Genomic DNA, 17360 nt, shown 5'->3' with positions numbered 1-17360 from the left:
GCGCGGGACCGTCGCCGTCCCACGACGACCACGAGCAGGGCCACGAGCACGAGCACGGCCATGAGCACGAGCACGGGCCTGCGGACCCCTGCGCGGGCCCCGCCCGCGGGCTGTGGTCGGTGGACGAGCACCTGGCCGACATCCTCGCGACGGTCGGCCCGCTCGAACCCATCGAGCTGCAACTCCTCGACGCGCAGGGCTGTGTCCTCGTCGAGGACGTGACGGTGCCGGTCGCGCTGCCGCCCTTCGACAACAGCTCCATGGACGGGTACGCGGTGCGGGTCGCCGATGTCGCCGGTGCCGCCGAGGAGTTCCCCGCGGTCCTCACGGTCATCGGCGACGTCGCGGCCGGTGACGGCGGGCTGCCGACCGTCGGCCCCGGGCAGGCCGCCCGGATCATGACGGGCGCCCCGCTGCCGCCCGGCGCCGAGGCCGTCGTCCCCGTCGAGTGGACCGACGGCGGTACGGGCGGGGGCGCGGCCACCGGCATGCGCGCCGCGAGCACCGCCCCGGAGGGCGCGGGCGGCGAGGTGCGGGTCCACCGGTCCGCCGAGGCCGGCGCCCACGTCCGCAGGGCGGGCAGCGACGTACGGGCCGGGGAGCTCGCCCTCGCGGCGGGCACGGTCCTGGGGCCGCCGCAGATCGGTCTCCTCGCCGCGATCGGCCGGGGCACCGTGAAGGTCCGCCCCCGGCCCCGCGTGGTCGTCATCTCCACCGGCAGCGAGCTGGTCCAGCCCGGCGAGCCGCTGGGCGAGGGCCAGATCCACGACTCCAACAGCTTCGCGCTGGCCGCGGCCGCGCGGGACGCCGGAGCCCTCGCCTACCGGGTGGGCGCGGTCACCGACGACGCCGAGACGCTGCGGGCGACGATCGAGGACCAGCTCATCCGGGCGGACCTGATCGTGACGACGGGCGGGGTGAGCGTCGGCGCGTACGACGTGGTGAAGGAGGCGCTGACCGCCGACGGCCAGGTCGACTTCCGGAAGCTGGCCATGCAGCCGGGCAAGCCGCAGGGCTTCGGCGCGGTCGGCGCCGAGCAGATCCCGCTGCTCGCGCTGCCGGGCAACCCGGTCTCGTCGTACGTCTCCTTCGAGTTGTTCGTCCGGCCCGCGATCCGGGCCCTGATGGGCGTAGAGGACCTGCACAGACCCCGGGTCCGGGCGGTCCTCGCCGCCGACAAGGCCCTCTCGTCGCCGGCCGGCCGCCGGCAGTTCCTGCGCGGCACGTACGACCCGGAGGCGGGCACCGTCACTCCGGTGGGCGGTGCCGGCTCCCACCTCGTCGCGGCCCTCGCGCACGCGGACTGCCTGCTCGTGGTCCCGGAGGAGGCGGACGGCGTGGAGCCGGGCAGCGAGCTGGAAGTGGTCCTCCTCGGCTGAGGGGGCGAGGGTGCCATGGAGGCGGTGACGGGCGGGGTGGTTGCGTGTTCGGGGTGGGAACGGGTGACCTTCTCCGGTGTGGTTCGTTGACCAGTGCGATCTGTCGGGGGTATCGGGCCGTGGGTGGGGTGCGGTCGGTTTCGGGTCTGCGTGTGCTTGCTGCGCCGTTCGTGGTGTCCGGTCCCACCGGTGTCGCGGTGCGGGACCGGTTGAAGGGCCTCGCCGAGGGTGAGACGGACGTTCTGCGGTTGGTGGGCGCGCATCTGGGTGTGCTGGCCTCGCGGGACCTGAGGGTGCGCTGCGCGGATGGTCTGGAGCATTCCACCCGGTCTTGGGCGGCTCGGAAGCGGTCCCTGACGCCCGTGTCGTCGTCGCGGTGGGCGGGTGCGGTGACGAAGGCGTCTCATGATCAGTGGGCGTTGGCCCGGCGTTGTCAGGCCGCGCATGTGCAGGGGCTTGAGGCGGGGATCCGGGTGCTGCGGCACCGGCTGTCGTTGCCGGTCGGTGAGCGTGGTTCGAAGCGGGTGCCGGGTGGTTATCGGTCGCGGCGGGAGTGGCATGCGAAGTCCCGGCGGCTGGCCGCCTTGGAAGCCCGGCACGCTGCCGCTGTCGCGGACTGGCGGGCGGGACGCGTGCGGGTGGTCCGGGGCGGCAAGCGCCTGCTGAACACCCGCCACCACCTCCCCGACGCCCGACTCGTCGAGGCCGAGTGGCGGGAGCGGTGGGAGGCGGAGCGCTGGTTCCTGGCGGCGGACGGGGAGTCGGGGAAGCGGTACGGCAACGAGACCGTCCGCGTCACCCCCGACGGCGAGGTCAGCATCAAGCTCCCCGTGCCGCTTGCCGGGCTGGCGAACGCCCCGCACGGCCGCTACGTCCTCTCCGCGCGGGTGCGGTTCGCGCACCGGGGCAGCGAATGGGCCGACCGCGTCGAGACGAACCGCGCTGTCGCCTATCGCATCCACTACGACGCGGCGCGCGGGCGCTGGTACCTCACCGCCTCGTGGCAGATTCCACCCGCGCCCACGCCGGTCCCCCTGAAGGCGGCGCTCGCGCACGGCGTGATTGGGGTCGACACCAACGCCGACCACCTCGCCGCCTGGCGCCTCGACACCCACGGCAACCCGATCGGAAACCCGCGCCGCTTCTTCTACGAGCTGTCGGGCACCGCCGAGCACCGCGACGCGCAGGTCCGCCACGCCCTCACCCGCCTGCTGAACTGGGCGAGAACCTGCGGCGTGAAGGCCATCGCGGTGGAGGACCTGGACTTCCAGGGAGAGAAGACCCGGGAGAAGCACGGTGGCAGGCGCCGATTCCGACAGGTGATCTCCGGCATGCCCACCGCGAAACTCCGCACCCGTCTCACCTCCATGGCAGACCGGAGCGGCATCAGCATCATCGCCGTCGACCCCGCCTACACCAGCAAGTGGGGCGCTCAGCACTGGCAGAAGTCGTTCACCGGCACCACCCGTAAGACCACTCGTCACGACGCTGCCGCCGTGGCGATCGGACGACGCGCCCAAGGACACCCGATCCGGCGACGGACGGCACCGCCCCCACACGACCGGAGCGATCGTGTGGGGCATCGGACCGTCCAGGCCCGACCGGATGCTCTTGGGCGTGAGGAACCCCGCCCCCGCATCCCCGGACCACGCACACGATGCGTGCCGCCCGGACGCGGAGCGAAAGCGGGCGACCAGCGTGCCCAACACCGCTCGGGACACGCGACTGATCAGGGGTTCTGGCAAAAGGCCTCACTCCCGCTCAGTCTGTAGGAACGGTACGGTGTCGTCCCCATACAGCGACCGGGAGTGTCACGGCCATGAGCACGCAGCAAGGTCTCACCCACATCGACGAGGCGGGTGCGGCCCGCATGGTCGACGTCTCCGCGAAGGACGTCACGGCCCGCACGGCGCGGGCCAGCGGACGGGTCCTCGTCTCGCCGCGCGTGATCGAGCTGCTGCGCGGCGAGGGCGTCCCGAAGGGCGACGCGCTGGCGACCGCCCGCATCGCCGGGATCATGGGCGCCAAGAAGACCCCGGACCTCATCCCGCTCTGCCATCCGCTGGCCGTCTCGGGCGTCACCCTGGACCTGGCGGTCACGGACGAGGCGGTCGAGATCCTGGCGACGGTGAAGACCACGGACCGCACGGGCGTCGAGATGGAGGCCCTGACGGCGGTCTCGGTGGCGGCCCTGACGGTCGTCGACATGGTGAAGGCGGTCGACAAGGGCGCGGTCATCTCCGACGTACGGGTGGAGGAGAAGACGGGCGGCAAGTCGGGTCACTGGACGCGGAGCGGGTCGTGACGCGCGGGGGCCGGGTGGCCGGGGCCCACGAGCACGGGGCCGAGGCGCCGACGACCGAGGCGCCGACGGCCGAGTCGTTCCCTGCCGCGCTCGGCGACGAGGCCGGCGGCGCGTCGACCGCCCGGTACTCCGCGCTGGTCGTCACCGCCTCCAACCGGGCGTCGGCCGGGGTGTACGAGGACAAGGGCGGTCCGCTGATCGCCGAGGGCCTGACCCGGATGGGCTTCGCCGTGGAGGGCCCGCAGGTCGTCCCGGACGGGGCGCCGGTCGAGGCCGCGCTGCGGGCCGGGGTCGAGGCGGGGTACGACGCGATCGTCACCACGGGCGGTACGGGCATCTCGCCCACCGACGAGACGCCCGAGGTCACCCGCCGGGTCCTGGACCGCGAGATCCCCGGCATCCCGGAGGCCATCCGCGCGTACGGCCGCGAGAAGGTGCCGACGGCGGCGCTGTCGCGCGGGCTCGCGGGAGTCGCGGGCGGGACGCTGATCGTGAACCTGCCGGGGTCGCCGGGCGGCGTACGGGACGGGCTCGCGGTCCTGGAGCCGATCCTCCGGCACGCCGTCGACCAGATCCGCGGCGGCGACCACCCGAGAACGTCATGATCCCGTCCTGGCCCGTGGTCCTCGTGGACGGGGACGTCGTCCTCCGCCCGATAAAGATGAGCGACCAGCGGGTCTGGCGCGAGGTGAACCGGCGCAACCGCGAGTGGCTGCGGCCCTGGGAGGCGACGGTGCCGCCCCCGGCGCCGGGCGGCCCGGTCGCGCAGCGGCCGACGTACCGTCAAATGGTCCGCCACCTGCGGTCGGAGGCGAAGGCGGGCCGGATGTTGCCGTTCGTCATCGAGTACCAGGGGCGTCTCGTCGGGCAGTTGACCGTGGCGGGGATCACCTGGGGCTCGATGTGCTCGGGGCACGTGGGCTACTGGGTGGACGGCGAGGTGGCCGGGCGCGGGGTGATGCCGACGGCGGTCGCGCTCGCCGTCGACCACTGCTTCCGCGCGGTCGGGCTGCACCGGATGGAGGTGTGCATCCGCCCGGAGAACGGCCCTTCGCGCCGCGTCGTGGAGAAACTCGGCTTCCGCGAGGAGGGGATGCGCCCCCGCTATCTCCACATCGACGGCGCGTGGCGGGACCATCTGGTCTTCGCGCTGACGGTGGAGGAGGTGCCGGAGGGATTGTTGCGACGCTGGCGCCAAGCTCGAATGGCATAAATGTTCGAATTTTATCGGCAGTTGGCACCGAACGATCTGAACAATCACAAAAAAGTTCAGTGATATCAGCCAGATCGTGCGACACACCGGGCCAATTGGCCGATGCCCGTAACGGAACCCCTCTACCGTGTGAGGCGTGAGCAGCAGCGGCCTCATCTACGCAGTCATCGTCGGGGCCTGGGCCGCCTACTTGGTGCCGATGTGGCTCCGCAGGCAGGACGAGCTGAACGAAGCCCGTCCGACGGAACGCTTCAGCACCGCCATCCGGCTGCTGTCCGGACGGGCGGGAATGGAGCGCCGGTACGCCAAGGAGCTCAAGGAGCGGGACCGTACGGCGGAGGGACCGACGCCCGACGTGGACCCGGACGCGGAGACCGAGCATCTGAGCTCGGTCGACGTCCGGGCCTTTTCCGCGCCCGCGGCCAGGACCGAGGCGCGCCTCGAACTCCCGGCCCCCGTGCCGGAACCCGCGCCGGAACCCGCCCCCGCACCCGCCCCGCAGCGCCCCTCCACGAGCGGCGCTGCGGCCGAGCGGGCCCGCCGGGGCAAGGCCCTCGCCCGGCGCCGGCGCGTCACGACGCTCCTCTTCGCCGGGTTCACCCTCGGCGCGGTCGTCGCGGCCGTCGGCGGCGTTCCCTTCCTGTGGGCGCCCGCGGTCCCGGCGCTGCTCCTCAGTGCGTACATCGTGCATCTGCGGGTCCAGGAGCGGCGGCGCTTCGTGTACGTGATGGACCGGCGCCGCGCGGAAGCGGCGGCGGCCCGGCTGCGCGAGAGCCGGCGGCCCACCCCGACGCCCGAGCTCGAGGCCGAACAGGCCCCGGTCTCGACTCCGCCGGTGTCGCCGCAGGAGGCGGGCCGGCGCGCCCTGGTCGAGCAGACGGACCACGCGGAGTGGGTGGACCAGCAGCGCGAGCGCGGTCCGGCCCGCGGCGACAGCTGGGAGCCGGTGCCGGTCCCGCTCCCCACGTACGTGACGGCGCCGGTCGCCCCGCGCGCGTCGAGCGGTGTCGACATCACGGACCCGGAGACGTGGAGCGCGGCCCGCTCCTCCACGGCGGCGGACCCGACCCCCGCTCCGTCCCCGTCCCCCCGCCGCCGCCCGGCCCCGCCCCGCCGCGGCCGGGACAGCGGCCGCACGCCCCTCTTCGACCAGTACGCGGAGGACGACCGCCCCCGGGCGGCCAACGAATGACCCCCACCGGGGGCCCGCGACGGCCCCCGGTGACCTGCGGCGGAACGGATTTTTGCGTGAGCCGGTCGGGATGCTAATGTTTCACACGTCGCAAGGGCCTGTGGCGCAGTCTGGTAGCGCACCTCGTTCGCATCGAGGGGGTCTGGGGTTCAAATCCCCACAGGTCCACAGACACGGAAATCCCGTCCGATCGAAAGATCGGGCGGGATTTCTGCTTTCCTGTGCCCTACGGCGCGTCAGGTCGGTGTCAGGTCAGCGGCTTCGCGAAGCAGCGGCTGTTGGGGTAGTCGCGGTAGTGGCCGAACTTGGCGCAGGGCTCGTAGCCGCTGGACGTGTAGAGGCCTATCGCCTCCGGCTGGGCGCTGCCCGTTTCGAGGACCATGCGGGTGCGGCCGGCCGTGCGGGCGTCGGATTCCAGGGCGGCGAGGATGCGGCGGGCCAGGCCCAGGCCGCGGGCCTCGGGGATCACGTACATGCGCTTCAGTTCGGCGTCGCCGTCCGCGTAGCCCTCGTCGTTCCGGTTCTGGGTGCGCCAGCCGCCGGTGGCCACCGGGTGGTCCTCGGGGTCGTACGCGAGGAGGTAGAGGCCCTGCGGGGGAACGAACATCGTGGCGTCCAGCGGTGTGACGTCGCCCTCGTCGCCATAGCGGGCGACGTATTCGAGTTGCACCGCGTCGTTGAGTTTGACGGCGTCGGGGTGGTCATAGGGCGTGGGCTGGATGTTCATGCGAAGAATCGTACATGTATGCGATGCGATGGTGTCGGTATTCTCCCGGGATGCTCACTGTCACGTCCGTGAATGTCAATGGTCTCCGTGCCGCCGCCAAGAAGGGCTTCGTCGAGTGGCTGGCCGGCACCTCCGCCGATGTCGTGTGCCTCCAGGAGGTGCGCGCCGAGGAGGCCCAGCTGCCCGCCGAGGTGCGGGCGCCCGAGGGCTGGTTCACCGCGCACGCGCCCGCCGCCGCCAAGGGCCGCGCCGGCGTCTCCCTCTACACGCGCCGCGAGCCCGACGCGGTGCGCGTCGGCTTCGGGTCGAGCGAGTTCGACGACAGCGGGCGGTACATCGAGGCCGACCTGCCCGGTGTGACCGTCGCCAGTCTCTACCTGCCCTCCGGCGAGGTCGGCACCGAGCGCCAGGACGAGAAGATGCGGTTCCTGGGCGAGTTCCTGCCGTACCTGAAGGAGCTCAGGGGCCGGGCCGCCGCCGACGGGCGCGAGGTCGTGGTCTGCGGCGACTGGAACATCGCCCACCGCGAGGCCGACCTCAAGAACTGGAAGGCCAACAAGAAGAGCGCCGGCTTCCTGCCCGAGGAGCGGGAGTGGCTGGGCCGCGTCTTCGAGGAGGGCGACGGGGGGTACGTGGACGTCGTGCGGGCCCTGCACCCCGAGGAGGAGGGGCCCTACTCCTGGTGGTCCTACCGCGGCCGCGCCTTCGACAACGACAGCGGCTGGCGCATCGACTACCAGGTCGCCACCCCCGGCCTCGCCGGCAAGGCCGTCAAGGCCTACGTCGAGCGGGCCGCCACCCATGCCGAGCGGTGGAGCGACCACGCCCCCGTGACCGCCGTGTACGAGCTGTCCTCGTAGGCGGAATCAGGTCTGTCCTCGTAGGGCGGAATCAGGTGCTGTCGGGGCGCAGGCGTCGGTCCAGGGCCATCGACAGCTCCGCCTCGACGACGCTCTTCGCGAGCGGGCGCAGCCGCCCCAGGTCGTCCTCGGCCGCGTGGGCGCGCAGCAGGTCGGTGAAGAGCTCCGCGAGGGCGTCGGCGTGTTCGCGGACGCGGGCGCCCGCCTTGAGGACCTCGGCGAGCGGGACGCCCTCGCGGACGAGCGCGGCGGAGACGTCGAGCAGGCGGCGGCTGATGTGGATGATCTCCTCGCCGTCGGTGACGAGGTAGCCGAGGTCGAGGGCGGCCGCGAGGTTCTCGGGGGTGACCTCGCCGGCGAAGTGGTCGGCGAGCTCCTCGGGGGTGAGGCGGACGGGCTCCTCCTCGGTGGGGGAGCCGAGGGCCAGGACCTCGCGGACGTTCCGGCCGCTCTCGAAGGCGGTCGTGAGGTCGGCGATGCCGTTGAGGGTGTGGCCGCGCTCCAGGAGGGCGGCGATGGTGCGCAGCCGGGCCAGGTGGTGCTCGTCGTACCAGGCGATGCGGCCCTCGCGGCGCGGCGGCGGGATCAGTCCGCGCTCGCGGTAGAAGCGCAGGGTGCGCACGGTGATGCCGGCGGCGGTCGCCAGCTCCTCCATGCGGTACTCGCGTACGCCGTCGGGCACGGTCTCGTGTGCGCCCGTGCCGGGTCCCGGTTCTTCTGCTGATCCTTCTGCCACGCACGCCAGCCTATGTTGTACCGCCGGTAACTTTCCCTCGCCGTACCCCTACCGCTCGGTATGGAGCTGCTCTACAGTCCCGACTGTGCCAGTGATTGCTGGCGTGATCTGCCGGGCGTTCGGGAGGCGGCATGGCGAAGCACGAGCACGTACGGGTGGCGGTGATCGGATCGGGATTCGGTGGCCTGGGGGCCGCCGTCCGGCTGCGCCGCGAGGGAATCACCGACTTCGTCGTCCTGGAGCGGGCCGACTCCGTGGGCGGCACATGGCGCGACAACAGCTACCCCGGCTGTGCCTGCGACGTGCCCTCGCACCTCTACTCCTTCTCCTTCGCGCCCAACCCCGACTGGCCGCGGACCTTCTCGGGACAGCGCCACATCCGCGCCTACCTGGAGCATGTCACGGACACCTTCGGGATCCGTCCCCACCTGCGCCTCAACCACGAGGTGCGGCGGATGGCCTGGGACGCCGAAGCGCTCCGCTGGGAGATCGAGACCAGCCAGGGCTCCTTCAGCGCCGAGGTCGTCGTCTCCGCGACGGGCCCGCTGTCCGACCCCAAGATCCCCGACATCCCGGGGCTCGCCGACTTCCCCGGCAAGGTCTTCCACTCCGCCCGCTGGGACCACGACTACGACCTCACCGGCAAGCGCGTCGCCATGATCGGCACCGGCGCCTCCGCCATCCAGATCGTGCCCGCGATCCAGCCCCTGGTCGGGAAGCTGACGCTCTTCCAGCGCACGCCCCCGTGGGTCATGCGCCGCATGGACCGCGCCATCAGCGGCCCCGAGCGCTGGCTCCACCGCGCCGTGCCCGTCACCGGCACCCTCCGCCGCGGCCTGCTCTGGGGCATCCGCGAACTCCAGGTCGGCGCCTTCACCAAGCACCCCAACGAGCTCGGGCTGATCGAGAGGCTCGCCAAGGCCAACATCGCCAAGGCGATCAAGGACCCGGCGCTGCGGGCCAAGCTGACGCCCTCGTACCGCATCGGCTGCAAGCGCATCCTGCTCTCCAGCACGTACTACCCGGCCGTCGCCCAGCCCAACGTCGACGTCGTCGCCTCCGGGCTCCGCGAGGTCCGCGGCTCGACCGTGGTCGCCGCCGACGGCACCGAGACCGAGGTCGACGCGATCGTCTTCGGCACCGGCTTCCACGTCACCGACATGCCGATCGCCGAGCGGGTCGTCGGCGCCGAGGGGCAGACGCTCGCCGAGGCCTGGAAGGACGGCATGGAGGCGCTGCGCGGCGCCACCGCCGCAGGCTTCCCCAACTTCATGACGGTCATCGGCCCCAACACCGGCCTCGGGAACTCCTCGATGATCCTGATGATCGAGTCCCAGCTGAACTACATGGCCGACTACCTGCGCCAGCTGAACATGCTGGGCGGGCGCGCCGCGCTCGCCGTCCGACCCTCCGCCGTCGGCGCCTGGAACCGCAAGGTGCAGACGCGCATGGAGCGGACCGTCTGGAAGGCGGGCGGCTGCGAGAGCTGGTACCTCGACGCCAACGGCCGCAACACCACCCTGTGGCCGGGGACGACGGGCGAGTTCCGCAAGGAGACCCGGCAGGTCGACCTCTCCGAGTACGAGGTGCTGAGGGCCCCCAAGGCCCCCAAGGCCCCCAAGCCCGCCGAGGCCGCCGAGGCTGCCGAGCCCGCCCCGGCGGAGAAGACCCGCCCGTCCCGCACGAAGGAGGCCGCCAAGTGAGCCGGCACCTGACCTCGCTGCCCGCGTCCCGCGAACTCACCGCCGTCTCCGCCGACGGCTCCCGGATCCACGTCGAGGTGTACGGCCCCGAGGGCGCCCCCGCCGTCGTCCTCTCCCACGGCTGGACCTGCTCGATCGCCTTCTGGGCCGAGCAGATCCGGTCCCTCGCCGCCGACCACCGGGTCGTCGCCTACGACCAGCGCGGCCACGGCCGCTCCCCGCTCCCCGCCGGACCCTCCGGATACTCCGTCAGGGCCCTCGCCGACGACCTCGAAGCCGTCCTCGCGGCCACCCTCGCCCCCGGCGAGAAGGCCGTCGTCGCCGGGCACTCCATGGGCGGCATGACCGTCATGGCGGCGGCCTCCCGCCCCGGCTTCCAGGAGCACGCGGCGGCCGTACTGCTCTGCTCCACCGGGCCCTCGCGGCTGACCGCCGAGGCCACCGTCGTCCCGCTGCGCCCGAGCGAGCGGCGCACCCGGCTGACCCGGGGCGTCCTCGGCGCGAAGGCCCCCCTCGGGCCCGTCACGCCCGTCTCGAAGAAGATCCTCAAGTACGCGACGATGGGACCGGGGTCCGCCCCCGAACGGGTCGACACCTGCGCCCGGATCGTGCACGCCTGCCCGCGCGGCGCCCGCGTCGGCTGGTCCCACGTGCTCTCCGCGCTCGACGTTGAAGCGGGCGTGCGGGAGCTGGACCTGCCGGTGGCCGTCCTCGTCGGCACCGCCGACCGGCTCACCCCGCCCGTCCACTCCCGGGCCATGGCCGAGGCGCTCCCGCAGTGCGTGGGGCTCCTCGAACTCGCCGGCGCGGGCCACATGACGCCGGTGGAGGCCCCCGAGGCCGTCACCGCGCGGATCCGTGAACTGACCGACACGTACCTGACCGACACGCGTCAGGAAGCGAAGGAGAAGGCATGAGCCGGGTGAGCCTGGAAGGACAGGTCGCGGTCGTCACCGGAGGGGCCCGCGGCGTCGGCGAACTCCTCGCCCGCAAGCTCTCCGCGCGCGGCGCGAAGATCGCGCTCGTCGGCCTGGAGCCCGAGCAGCTCAAGGAGGTCGCCGGGCGGCTGCACACCGAGGCCGACTGGTGGCACGCCGACGTCACCGACCACGAGGCGATGGCGAAGGTCGCGGCCGAGGTCAAGGAGCGGTTCGGGAAGGTCGACATCGTCGTCGCCAACGCCGGTGTCGCGGCCGGCGGCCCGTTCGTCGAGTCCGACCCCGACGCCTGGCGTCGGGTCATCGAGGTCAACCTCATCGGCGGCGCCGTGACCGGCCGGGCGTTCCTGCCCGTCCTCATGGAGTCCCGGGGGTACTTCCTCCAGATCGCCTCGCTCGCGGCGCTCACCCCGGCCCCGATGATGACGGCGTACTGCGCCTCCAAGTCGGGCGTCGAGGCCTTCGCACACAGCCTGCGCGCCGAGGTCGCGTACAAGGGCGTGCGGGTCGGCGTCGGCTATCTGTCCTGGACCGACACCGACATGGTGCGGGGCGCCGACCAGGACGACGTGATGCGCGAACTCCGCTCCCGGCTGCCGTGGCCGGCGAACCGCACGTACCCCCTCGGCCCGGCCGTCGACCGGATCGTCGCGGGCATCGAGCGGCGCTCCTCCCACGTGTACGCGCAGTGGTGGCTGCGCGGGATGCAGTCGGTCCGGGGCTATGTCCCCGGGGTGATCGCGGCGGTCGGGCAGCGCGAGATGCGGCGCTTCGAGCCGCGCCTCGGCTCCGTCTCCAAGGGGCTCGTGGGCGCGGGCGGCGCGGCCGACGAGCAGGCACGGGCGGGGGACGCGAACCGGCGGTGACGGGGGACGCGACCCGGCGGTGACGGGGGACCGGCCCGGCGGTGACGGGGAGTCCGGTGACGGGGAGTGAAGGGCGGTGGCTGATCGAAATGCGTGGGATGTGCGCCCGTGCAAGGCTGGTCGAGCCCGATGGGGCATGACGCCCCGTCGCCCCCACACCCTTCTAGGAGTGAATCTTCATGGGCATGAAGGACCAGTTCCAGGACAAGGCGGAGCAGCTCAAGGCGCAGGCCAGGCAGGCCGCGGGCAAGGCGAAGGACGAGGCGTCCGAGCGCGCCTCCCAGGGCCGCGGCCGCTCCGAGGACGAGACGCGCAAGGCCCAGCAGGAGGCCCAGGACCGTTTCGACCAGGACTACGACGCCTGACGTCCGTCTCTGAGGCGTTCGTCTGAGGAAGGCGCATCCGGGACGCCGGGTGCGCCTTCGCGTGGTCAAGGCTCCGGCGGGCGGGGAGCGCGGGGCACGATCGAGAAGGTCCGGTCGAGGAGGACGTTCTCGGCGCGGTTCTGGAGGCGGTGCGCGAGCTGCTTGAGGTCGGCGGTCCGGGTGGCCGGGAGCGAGATCGCGAGGGCGGCGGCGGAGGAGCCGACCGTGATGGGGACAGCGGCGCAGACGGTGCCGAGGGCGTACTCCTCGTACTCGAGGTGGGGCAGCCCGCGCCGCTGGGAGGTGAGGCGCCGCTCGACGGCGGTGCGGCCCGCCACGGTGTGCCGGGTGAGCGGCGTCGCGGGGTTCCGGTCGAGGTGGGCGGCGCGCTCCTCGTCGCCGAGCTGTGCGAGGAGCGCCTGCCCGGCGGCGTGCGCGTGACCGGTGAGTCCGAACTCGGCCCACTCGGTGACGGGCGGGCAGTCGGGGTTGCGGGAGACGGCCGTGACCCGTATCTCGCCCTCGCGGTAGATGACGAAGTACACGGCGGCGTCGAGTTCCAGACTGAGGGCGTCCGTCCACTCCTGGGTGGGGAGCCCCTCGGGCGCGGAGGCCTGCGGGACCGCGAGGCCGGCCGGATCCGCGAGGGCGTATCCGTGGCGGTCCTTGCTCACCAGTCCCTCGTGGCAGAGGGTTCGCAGCAGGTGGTACGCGGTGGGAAGCGGCAGGTCGGTGTCGCGCGCGAGCTGCTTGGCGCTCGCGCTGCCGCCCCGGTGGTTCAGGGCGCGCAGCAGGTGGACGGCGCGCTGGACGGACTGGATGAGGGTCTGGCCGGTAAGTGAGCGTTCGGGCATGCGGGTTCCTGTTCTGCATCTTCTGCATCCTGGACGGCGTGCTCCGCCCGGCGGGTTTCCGCCGAATCCGGCCCCGGGCCGCAGGATATTAGGGCGCCCTTTCCCCGGGCGAGCGCATAGCGTGCCCCCCATGCCTGAACTGCAGCGACTGCGCCCCGACCACGCGCCCGCCCTGCTCGCGTTCGAGCGCGAGAACAGGGCCTACTTCGCCGCCTCCGTGCCCGACCGGGGAGACGCGTTCTTCGAGGAGTTCGAGGACCGGCACCGGGCCCTCCTCGACGAGCAGGAGACCGGTGCGATCCACTTCCATGTCCTGGTGGGGGAGGGCGGGGAGATACTCGGCCGGTTCAACCTCGTGGACGCCGTCGACGGGGCCGCCGACCTCGGGTACCGGGTCGCCGAGAAGGCGACCGGGCGGGGCGTGGCGACGGCCGGGGTGCGCGAGGTGTGCCGGCTGGCGCGGGAGGCGTACGGGCTGACCAGGCTGACCGCCGCCACGACCCTCGACAACGAGGGGTCGAGGGCCGTGCTCGGGCGGGTCGGTTTCGGCGCGGTCGGGAGCGTGACGCTGGACGGGAAGCCCGGGACCTCCTACGAGCTGGACCTCGGTGCGGCCCACGCGTAGGCCGCCCACGCGGGCCTGTTACGTGGTGGACCTCGGCGGCAGTTTCGGGCGGGAGCGGTCGGGGACTGCCTCGTAGCCCGGGGGGCTGGCCGCCGGGGTCTCCTCAAGGAGCGCGAGGGCGACGTGCACGGCGTCGTCGAGCTGGGCGTGCCGTCCCTCGGCCCAGTCGAGGGGGGTGCGCAGGACCGCGAGGTCGGGTTCGACGCCGTGGTTCTCCAGGGACCAGCCGTACTCCGGGAACCAGGCCGCGTTCATCGGGACCGTGATCTGGGTGCCGTCGCCGAGCCGGTGACGGCCGGTCATGCCGACGACCCCGCCCCAGGTGCGCTGGCCGACGACGGGCCCGAGGCCGAGGAGCTTGAACGCGGCGGTGATCATGTCGCCGTCGGAGGAGGTGGCCTCGTCGGCGAGGGCGACGACGGGGCCGCGCGGGGCGTTCGAGGCGTACGAGACGGGCTGGGCGTTCCGGGTGAGGTCCCAGCCGAGGATCTTGCGGGTGAGTTTCTCTATGACGAGCTCGCTGATGTTGCCGCCGGCGTTGCCGCGGACGTCGACGATGAGGGCCGGCCGGGAGACCTCCATGCGGAGGTCGCGGTTGAACTGGGCCCAGCCGGAGCCGCCCATGTCGGGGATGTGGAGGTAGCCGCAGCGGCCGCCGCTGATCTCCCGGACGACGGCCCGGCGTTTGGCGACCCAGTCCTGGTAGCGCAGGGGCCGTTCGTCGACGAGGGGGACGACGGCGACGCGGCGGGGGCGGCCCTCGTCCTCGGCGGGGGTGAAGGTGAGCTCGACGGTGGTGCCGCCGGTGCCGGAGAGCAGCGGGTACGGGCCGGTGACCGGGTCGACGGGCCGGCCGTCGACGTGGGTGAGGACGGCGCCCTCGCGGATGCCGGTGCCGGCGAGCGGGGAGCGGGCCTTGGAGTCGGAGGACTCGCCGGGCAGGATCCGCTTCACCGTCCAGCCGGTGTCCCGGGGCACGAGGTTGGCGCCGAGCAGGCCCATGGGCCGCTGGTAGTGCGGCGGGCCCTCGTTGCGGCGGGCGGGGGTGACGTACGCGTGGGAGGTGCCCAGCTCGCCGACGACCTCGCGGAGCAGGTCGGCGAACTCGTCGGGGGAGGAGACCCGTTCGACGAGCGGCCGGTACTGGTCGAGGACGGCCGTCCAGTCGACGCCGCCCATGCCGGGCTCCCAGAAGTAGGCGCGGACGATCCGGCCGGCCTCGTCGAAGGCCTGGCGCCACTCGGCGCCGGGCTCGACCTCGTGGAGGATGCGCCGCAGGTCCAGGTAGACGGTGGAGTCGCCGTCCCCGGACTCGGTGGCGGGTACGGCCCGCAGCTCGCCCTCGTCGGCGACGACGAGCCGGGTGCCGTCGCCGCTGACGGCGAACCAGTCGAGGTCCTTGGCGAGTTCGGTCTTGCGGGCCTTGGTGATGCTGAAGTGTTCGAGCGAGGGGCGGCCCGAGGTGTCGGCGGGGTTGGCGAAGGTCTCGCCGAGCGCGCCCGAGATGGGCCAGCGCAGCCAGACCAGACCGCCGCCGCTGACGGGGTGCAGCGCGGAGTACTTGGAGGCGGTGACCGGGATGGGGGTGACCCGGTCGGGGAGCCCCTCGATCTCGACGGTGACGGTGCCGTCGCCGGTGTCCGTCTCGTCGTCGGCGGGGTCGAGGCCGCCGGCCGCCGGGCGCCCGTCGGGCAGCAGCGCGAAGGGGGAGGGCGTGGCGGAGGAGAGCGGTACGAGGTAGGGGCGGCAGCCGAGCGGGAACGACAGGTCGCCGGTGTGGACGTCGTACACCGGGTCGAAGCCGCGCCAGGAGAGGAAGGCGAGGTAGCGGCCGTCGCGGGTGAAGACGGGGTTCTCGTCCTCGAAGCGCCCGTTGGTGACGTCGACGACGGTCCGGGGGCCGGGGCCGGAGATGCGGGCCATCTTGATGGAGCGCAGGGAGCGGCCGATGCCGGGGTGGGACCAGGTGAGCCAGGCACCGTCGGGGGAGAAGGCGAGGTCGCGGACGGGCCCGTTGACGGACCGGATCAGCTCGGTGACCCCGCCGTCCGCGGAGTCGTCCCCAGGCCCTTCTCCGGCCCCGTTCCCAGGCCCTTCTCCGGGCCCGTTCCCGGGCCCGTCCCCCGCCCCGCCGTCCGCGGAGTCACCCCCGGCCCCTTCTCCGGGCCCGTTCCCGGGCCCGTCCCCCGCCCCTTCGGCCGGGGCGGGCTCCCCGGCCTCCTCCTCCGTCGCGTCGATGAGGAGGAGCCGGCCGTCGTGGGAGGCGATCGCGAGCCGCTCGCCGTCCGGGTCGGAGATCAGCTCCTCGACGCGGCCGAGGCGGCCCGAGGCGAGCCGGCGCGGCGGCCGGTCGCCGCTGGCGCGCGGCAGGTAGGCGACCTCGACGGCGTCCTCGCCGTCGGCGTCGGTGACGTACGCGACCTGGCCGCCGCTGCCGAGCATCTCGGGCAGCCGGACGCGGACGCCCGGCGCGTCGATGATCGTCCGGGCCGGGCCGTCGCGGTGCGTGAGCCAGTACAGGCTGCCGCGTACGGAGACGGCGCTGGCCCGGCCGGTCTCGTCGACGGAGACCGCGTCGACGTGGTGGGCGGCGGGCACCTGGTAGGAGCGCCGGCCGACGCGCTGGCCGCCGAGCCGGACGTCCAGCTTCCGGGGGCGGGAGTCGGCGGTGAGCTCGTCGACGATCCACAGGTCGCCCGCGCACTGGTAGACGACCCGGCGCCCGTCGGTCGACGCGTGCCGGGCGTAGAAGGCGTCGTGGTCGGTGTGGCGGCGCAGGTCGGTGCCGTCGGGGAGGCAGGAGTAGAGGTTGCCGACGCCCTCGTGGTCGGAGAGGAAGGCGACCCGGCCGCCGACGGCCATGGGGGAGTCGAGGTGGCCCCCGATGTCGGGCAGGAGCCGTTCGCCGTGCAGCCAGAGCCGTCCGGTGGCGCCGCCGAGGTACCGCTTCCAGGACGCCGGCTCGTGCGGCGGCTTCCCGGTGAGGAGGATCGTGCGGCGCTCCGCGCCGGTGGCGTCGCCGGTGATGCCGGCGTCGGCGGTGACGGCGATGTCGGAGACCGGGCCCCAGGGCATGCGGCCGCCGGGGGAGCCGTCGGTGGAGACGGTGTAGGCCCAGGAGTAGTACGAGAAGGGCTGCCCGTGCGAGGAGACGGCGAGGATGTCGGAGTGGCCATCCCGTTCGGGGTCGGGGGGCGTCCAGCCGCAGACACGGGTGTCGGTCGAGCCCCAGTAGGTGAGGCGCCGGGCGGATCCGCCGTCGATGGGGACGAGATGGATCTCCGGGTCGAGGCTGCGCCAGTTCGTGTACGCGATGTGGCGGCCGTCCGGCGAGAAGCGCGGGTGGCCGACCCGGGTGCGGTCGACGGTCAGCCGCCAGGCCCGGCCGGGGCGGAGTCCCTCGGGGACGAGGGGGGCGATCCAGAGATCGTCCTCGGCCGCGAAGCACAGCAGGTCGTCGTGGAGGTGCGGAAACCGGAGATACGCGACGTCGTCACTCACCTGTACATGCTTTCCGCGCGGAGGGGGTGCGGCAACTCGTACGTGTATACGGGCTTCCGGCGCGGTGTGGTGCGGCGCGGTGTGGTGCGGTGTGGT

16 protein-coding genes and 1 tRNA gene are annotated in these 17360 nt (G+C 73.1%); 13 read left to right on the top strand and 4 right to left on the bottom strand.

The window, feature by feature from the left end; all coding sequences use genetic code 11:
- Positions 1-110: 110 nt before the first annotated feature.
- From glp to ACFC0G_RS15000, 7 genes are all read left to right on the top strand, one after another.
- On the top strand, positions 111-1379 hold the full coding sequence (glp, locus tag ACFC0G_RS15030) for a gephyrin-like molybdotransferase Glp (RefSeq protein ID WP_376403308.1): 1269 nt from the start codon (positions 111-113) through the stop codon (positions 1377-1379).
- 152 nt (positions 1380-1531) lie between these two features.
- Positions 1532-3151, top strand: a complete 1620-nt coding sequence (locus ACFC0G_RS15025; RefSeq protein ID WP_376402795.1) for an IS200/IS605 family accessory protein TnpB-related protein — start codon at positions 1532-1534, stop codon at positions 3149-3151.
- 47 nt (positions 3152-3198) lie between these two features.
- A complete protein-coding gene (gene moaC, locus ACFC0G_RS15020) occupies positions 3199-3684 on the top strand; it encodes a cyclic pyranopterin monophosphate synthase MoaC (protein ID WP_024754798.1) in 486 nt (161 codons plus the stop codon).
- A complete protein-coding gene (locus ACFC0G_RS15015; protein ID WP_376402792.1) occupies positions 3681-4289 on the top strand; it encodes a molybdenum cofactor biosynthesis protein B in 609 nt (202 codons plus the stop codon). The genes moaC and ACFC0G_RS15015 overlap by 4 nt, the downstream gene beginning before the upstream one ends.
- Entirely contained in the window at positions 4286-4897 is a 612-nt protein-coding gene (locus tag ACFC0G_RS15010) for a GNAT family N-acetyltransferase (protein ID WP_376402789.1), read from the top strand. Before ACFC0G_RS15015 ends, ACFC0G_RS15010 begins: the two co-directional genes overlap by 4 nt.
- A 136-nt stretch (positions 4898-5033) precedes the next feature.
- Positions 5034-6089 (top strand): gephyrin-like molybdotransferase receptor GlpR, encoded by a 1056-nt coding sequence (gene glpR / locus ACFC0G_RS15005; RefSeq protein WP_376402786.1) that lies wholly within the window; start codon positions 5034-5036, stop codon positions 6087-6089.
- Between the two features lie 94 nt (positions 6090-6183).
- Positions 6184-6257, top strand: a tRNA-Ala gene (locus ACFC0G_RS15000).
- 79 nt (positions 6258-6336) lie between these two features.
- Here the strand turns inward: ACFC0G_RS15000 and ACFC0G_RS14995 are convergent.
- Positions 6337-6816, bottom strand: coding sequence for a GNAT family N-acetyltransferase (locus tag ACFC0G_RS14995; protein ID WP_376402783.1), 480 nt, complete (start codon positions 6814-6816; stop codon positions 6337-6339).
- A 50-nt stretch (positions 6817-6866) separates the two neighbouring features.
- Between ACFC0G_RS14995 and ACFC0G_RS14990 the strand changes: the two genes are divergently transcribed.
- On the top strand, positions 6867-7676 hold the full coding sequence (locus ACFC0G_RS14990) for an exodeoxyribonuclease III (RefSeq protein ID WP_376402780.1): 810 nt from the start codon (positions 6867-6869) through the stop codon (positions 7674-7676).
- A gap of 31 nt (positions 7677-7707) precedes the next feature.
- Here the strand turns inward: ACFC0G_RS14990 and ACFC0G_RS14985 are convergent, their stop codons facing one another.
- Positions 7708-8331, bottom strand: coding sequence for a MerR family transcriptional regulator (locus ACFC0G_RS14985; RefSeq protein WP_376403305.1), 624 nt, complete (start codon positions 8329-8331; stop codon positions 7708-7710).
- Positions 8332-8543: 212 nt separating this feature from the next.
- On the opposite strand from ACFC0G_RS14985, the gene ACFC0G_RS14980 reads away from it, so the two are divergent.
- From ACFC0G_RS14980 to ACFC0G_RS14965, 4 genes are all read left to right on the top strand, one after another.
- Positions 8544-10115, top strand: a complete 1572-nt coding sequence (locus ACFC0G_RS14980; protein WP_376402778.1) for a flavin-containing monooxygenase — start codon at positions 8544-8546, stop codon at positions 10113-10115.
- 8 nt (positions 10116-10123) lie between these two features.
- Complete coding sequence (locus tag ACFC0G_RS14975) at positions 10124-11032, top strand: alpha/beta fold hydrolase (protein WP_376403301.1); 909 nt, start codon at positions 10124-10126, stop codon at positions 11030-11032.
- Positions 11029-11919 (top strand): SDR family oxidoreductase, encoded by an 891-nt coding sequence (locus tag ACFC0G_RS14970; RefSeq protein WP_376402775.1) that lies wholly within the window; start codon positions 11029-11031, stop codon positions 11917-11919. The genes ACFC0G_RS14975 and ACFC0G_RS14970 overlap by 4 nt, the downstream gene beginning before the upstream one ends.
- Before the next feature lie 179 nt (positions 11920-12098).
- Complete coding sequence (locus tag ACFC0G_RS14965; protein ID WP_376402772.1) at positions 12099-12284, top strand: hypothetical protein; 186 nt, start codon at positions 12099-12101, stop codon at positions 12282-12284.
- 65 nt (positions 12285-12349) lie between these two features.
- Here ACFC0G_RS14965 and ACFC0G_RS14960 read toward each other — a convergent pair whose 3' ends face one another.
- Complete coding sequence (locus ACFC0G_RS14960) at positions 12350-13138, bottom strand: IclR family transcriptional regulator (protein WP_376402769.1); 789 nt, start codon at positions 13136-13138, stop codon at positions 12350-12352.
- A gap of 130 nt (positions 13139-13268) precedes the next feature.
- On the opposite strand from ACFC0G_RS14960, the gene ACFC0G_RS14955 reads away from it, so the two are divergent.
- Positions 13269-13763, top strand: a complete 495-nt coding sequence (locus tag ACFC0G_RS14955) for a GNAT family N-acetyltransferase (protein WP_376402766.1) — start codon at positions 13269-13271, stop codon at positions 13761-13763.
- 18 nt (positions 13764-13781) lie between these two features.
- Here the strand turns inward: ACFC0G_RS14955 and ACFC0G_RS14950 are convergent, their stop codons facing one another.
- Complete coding sequence (locus ACFC0G_RS14950) at positions 13782-17264, bottom strand: S41 family peptidase (protein WP_376402763.1); 3483 nt, start codon at positions 17262-17264, stop codon at positions 13782-13784.
- Positions 17265-17360 lie beyond the last annotated feature (96 nt).

Origin of the sequence: Streptomyces sp. NPDC056169 (assembly GCF_042268445.1) — a bacterium.
In the GTDB taxonomy this organism is placed as follows: domain Bacteria; phylum Actinomycetota; class Actinomycetes; order Streptomycetales; family Streptomycetaceae; genus Streptomyces.
The sequence above is the reverse complement of the archived record's forward strand: the minus strand, read 5'-3'. Positions and strand labels throughout refer to the sequence as shown.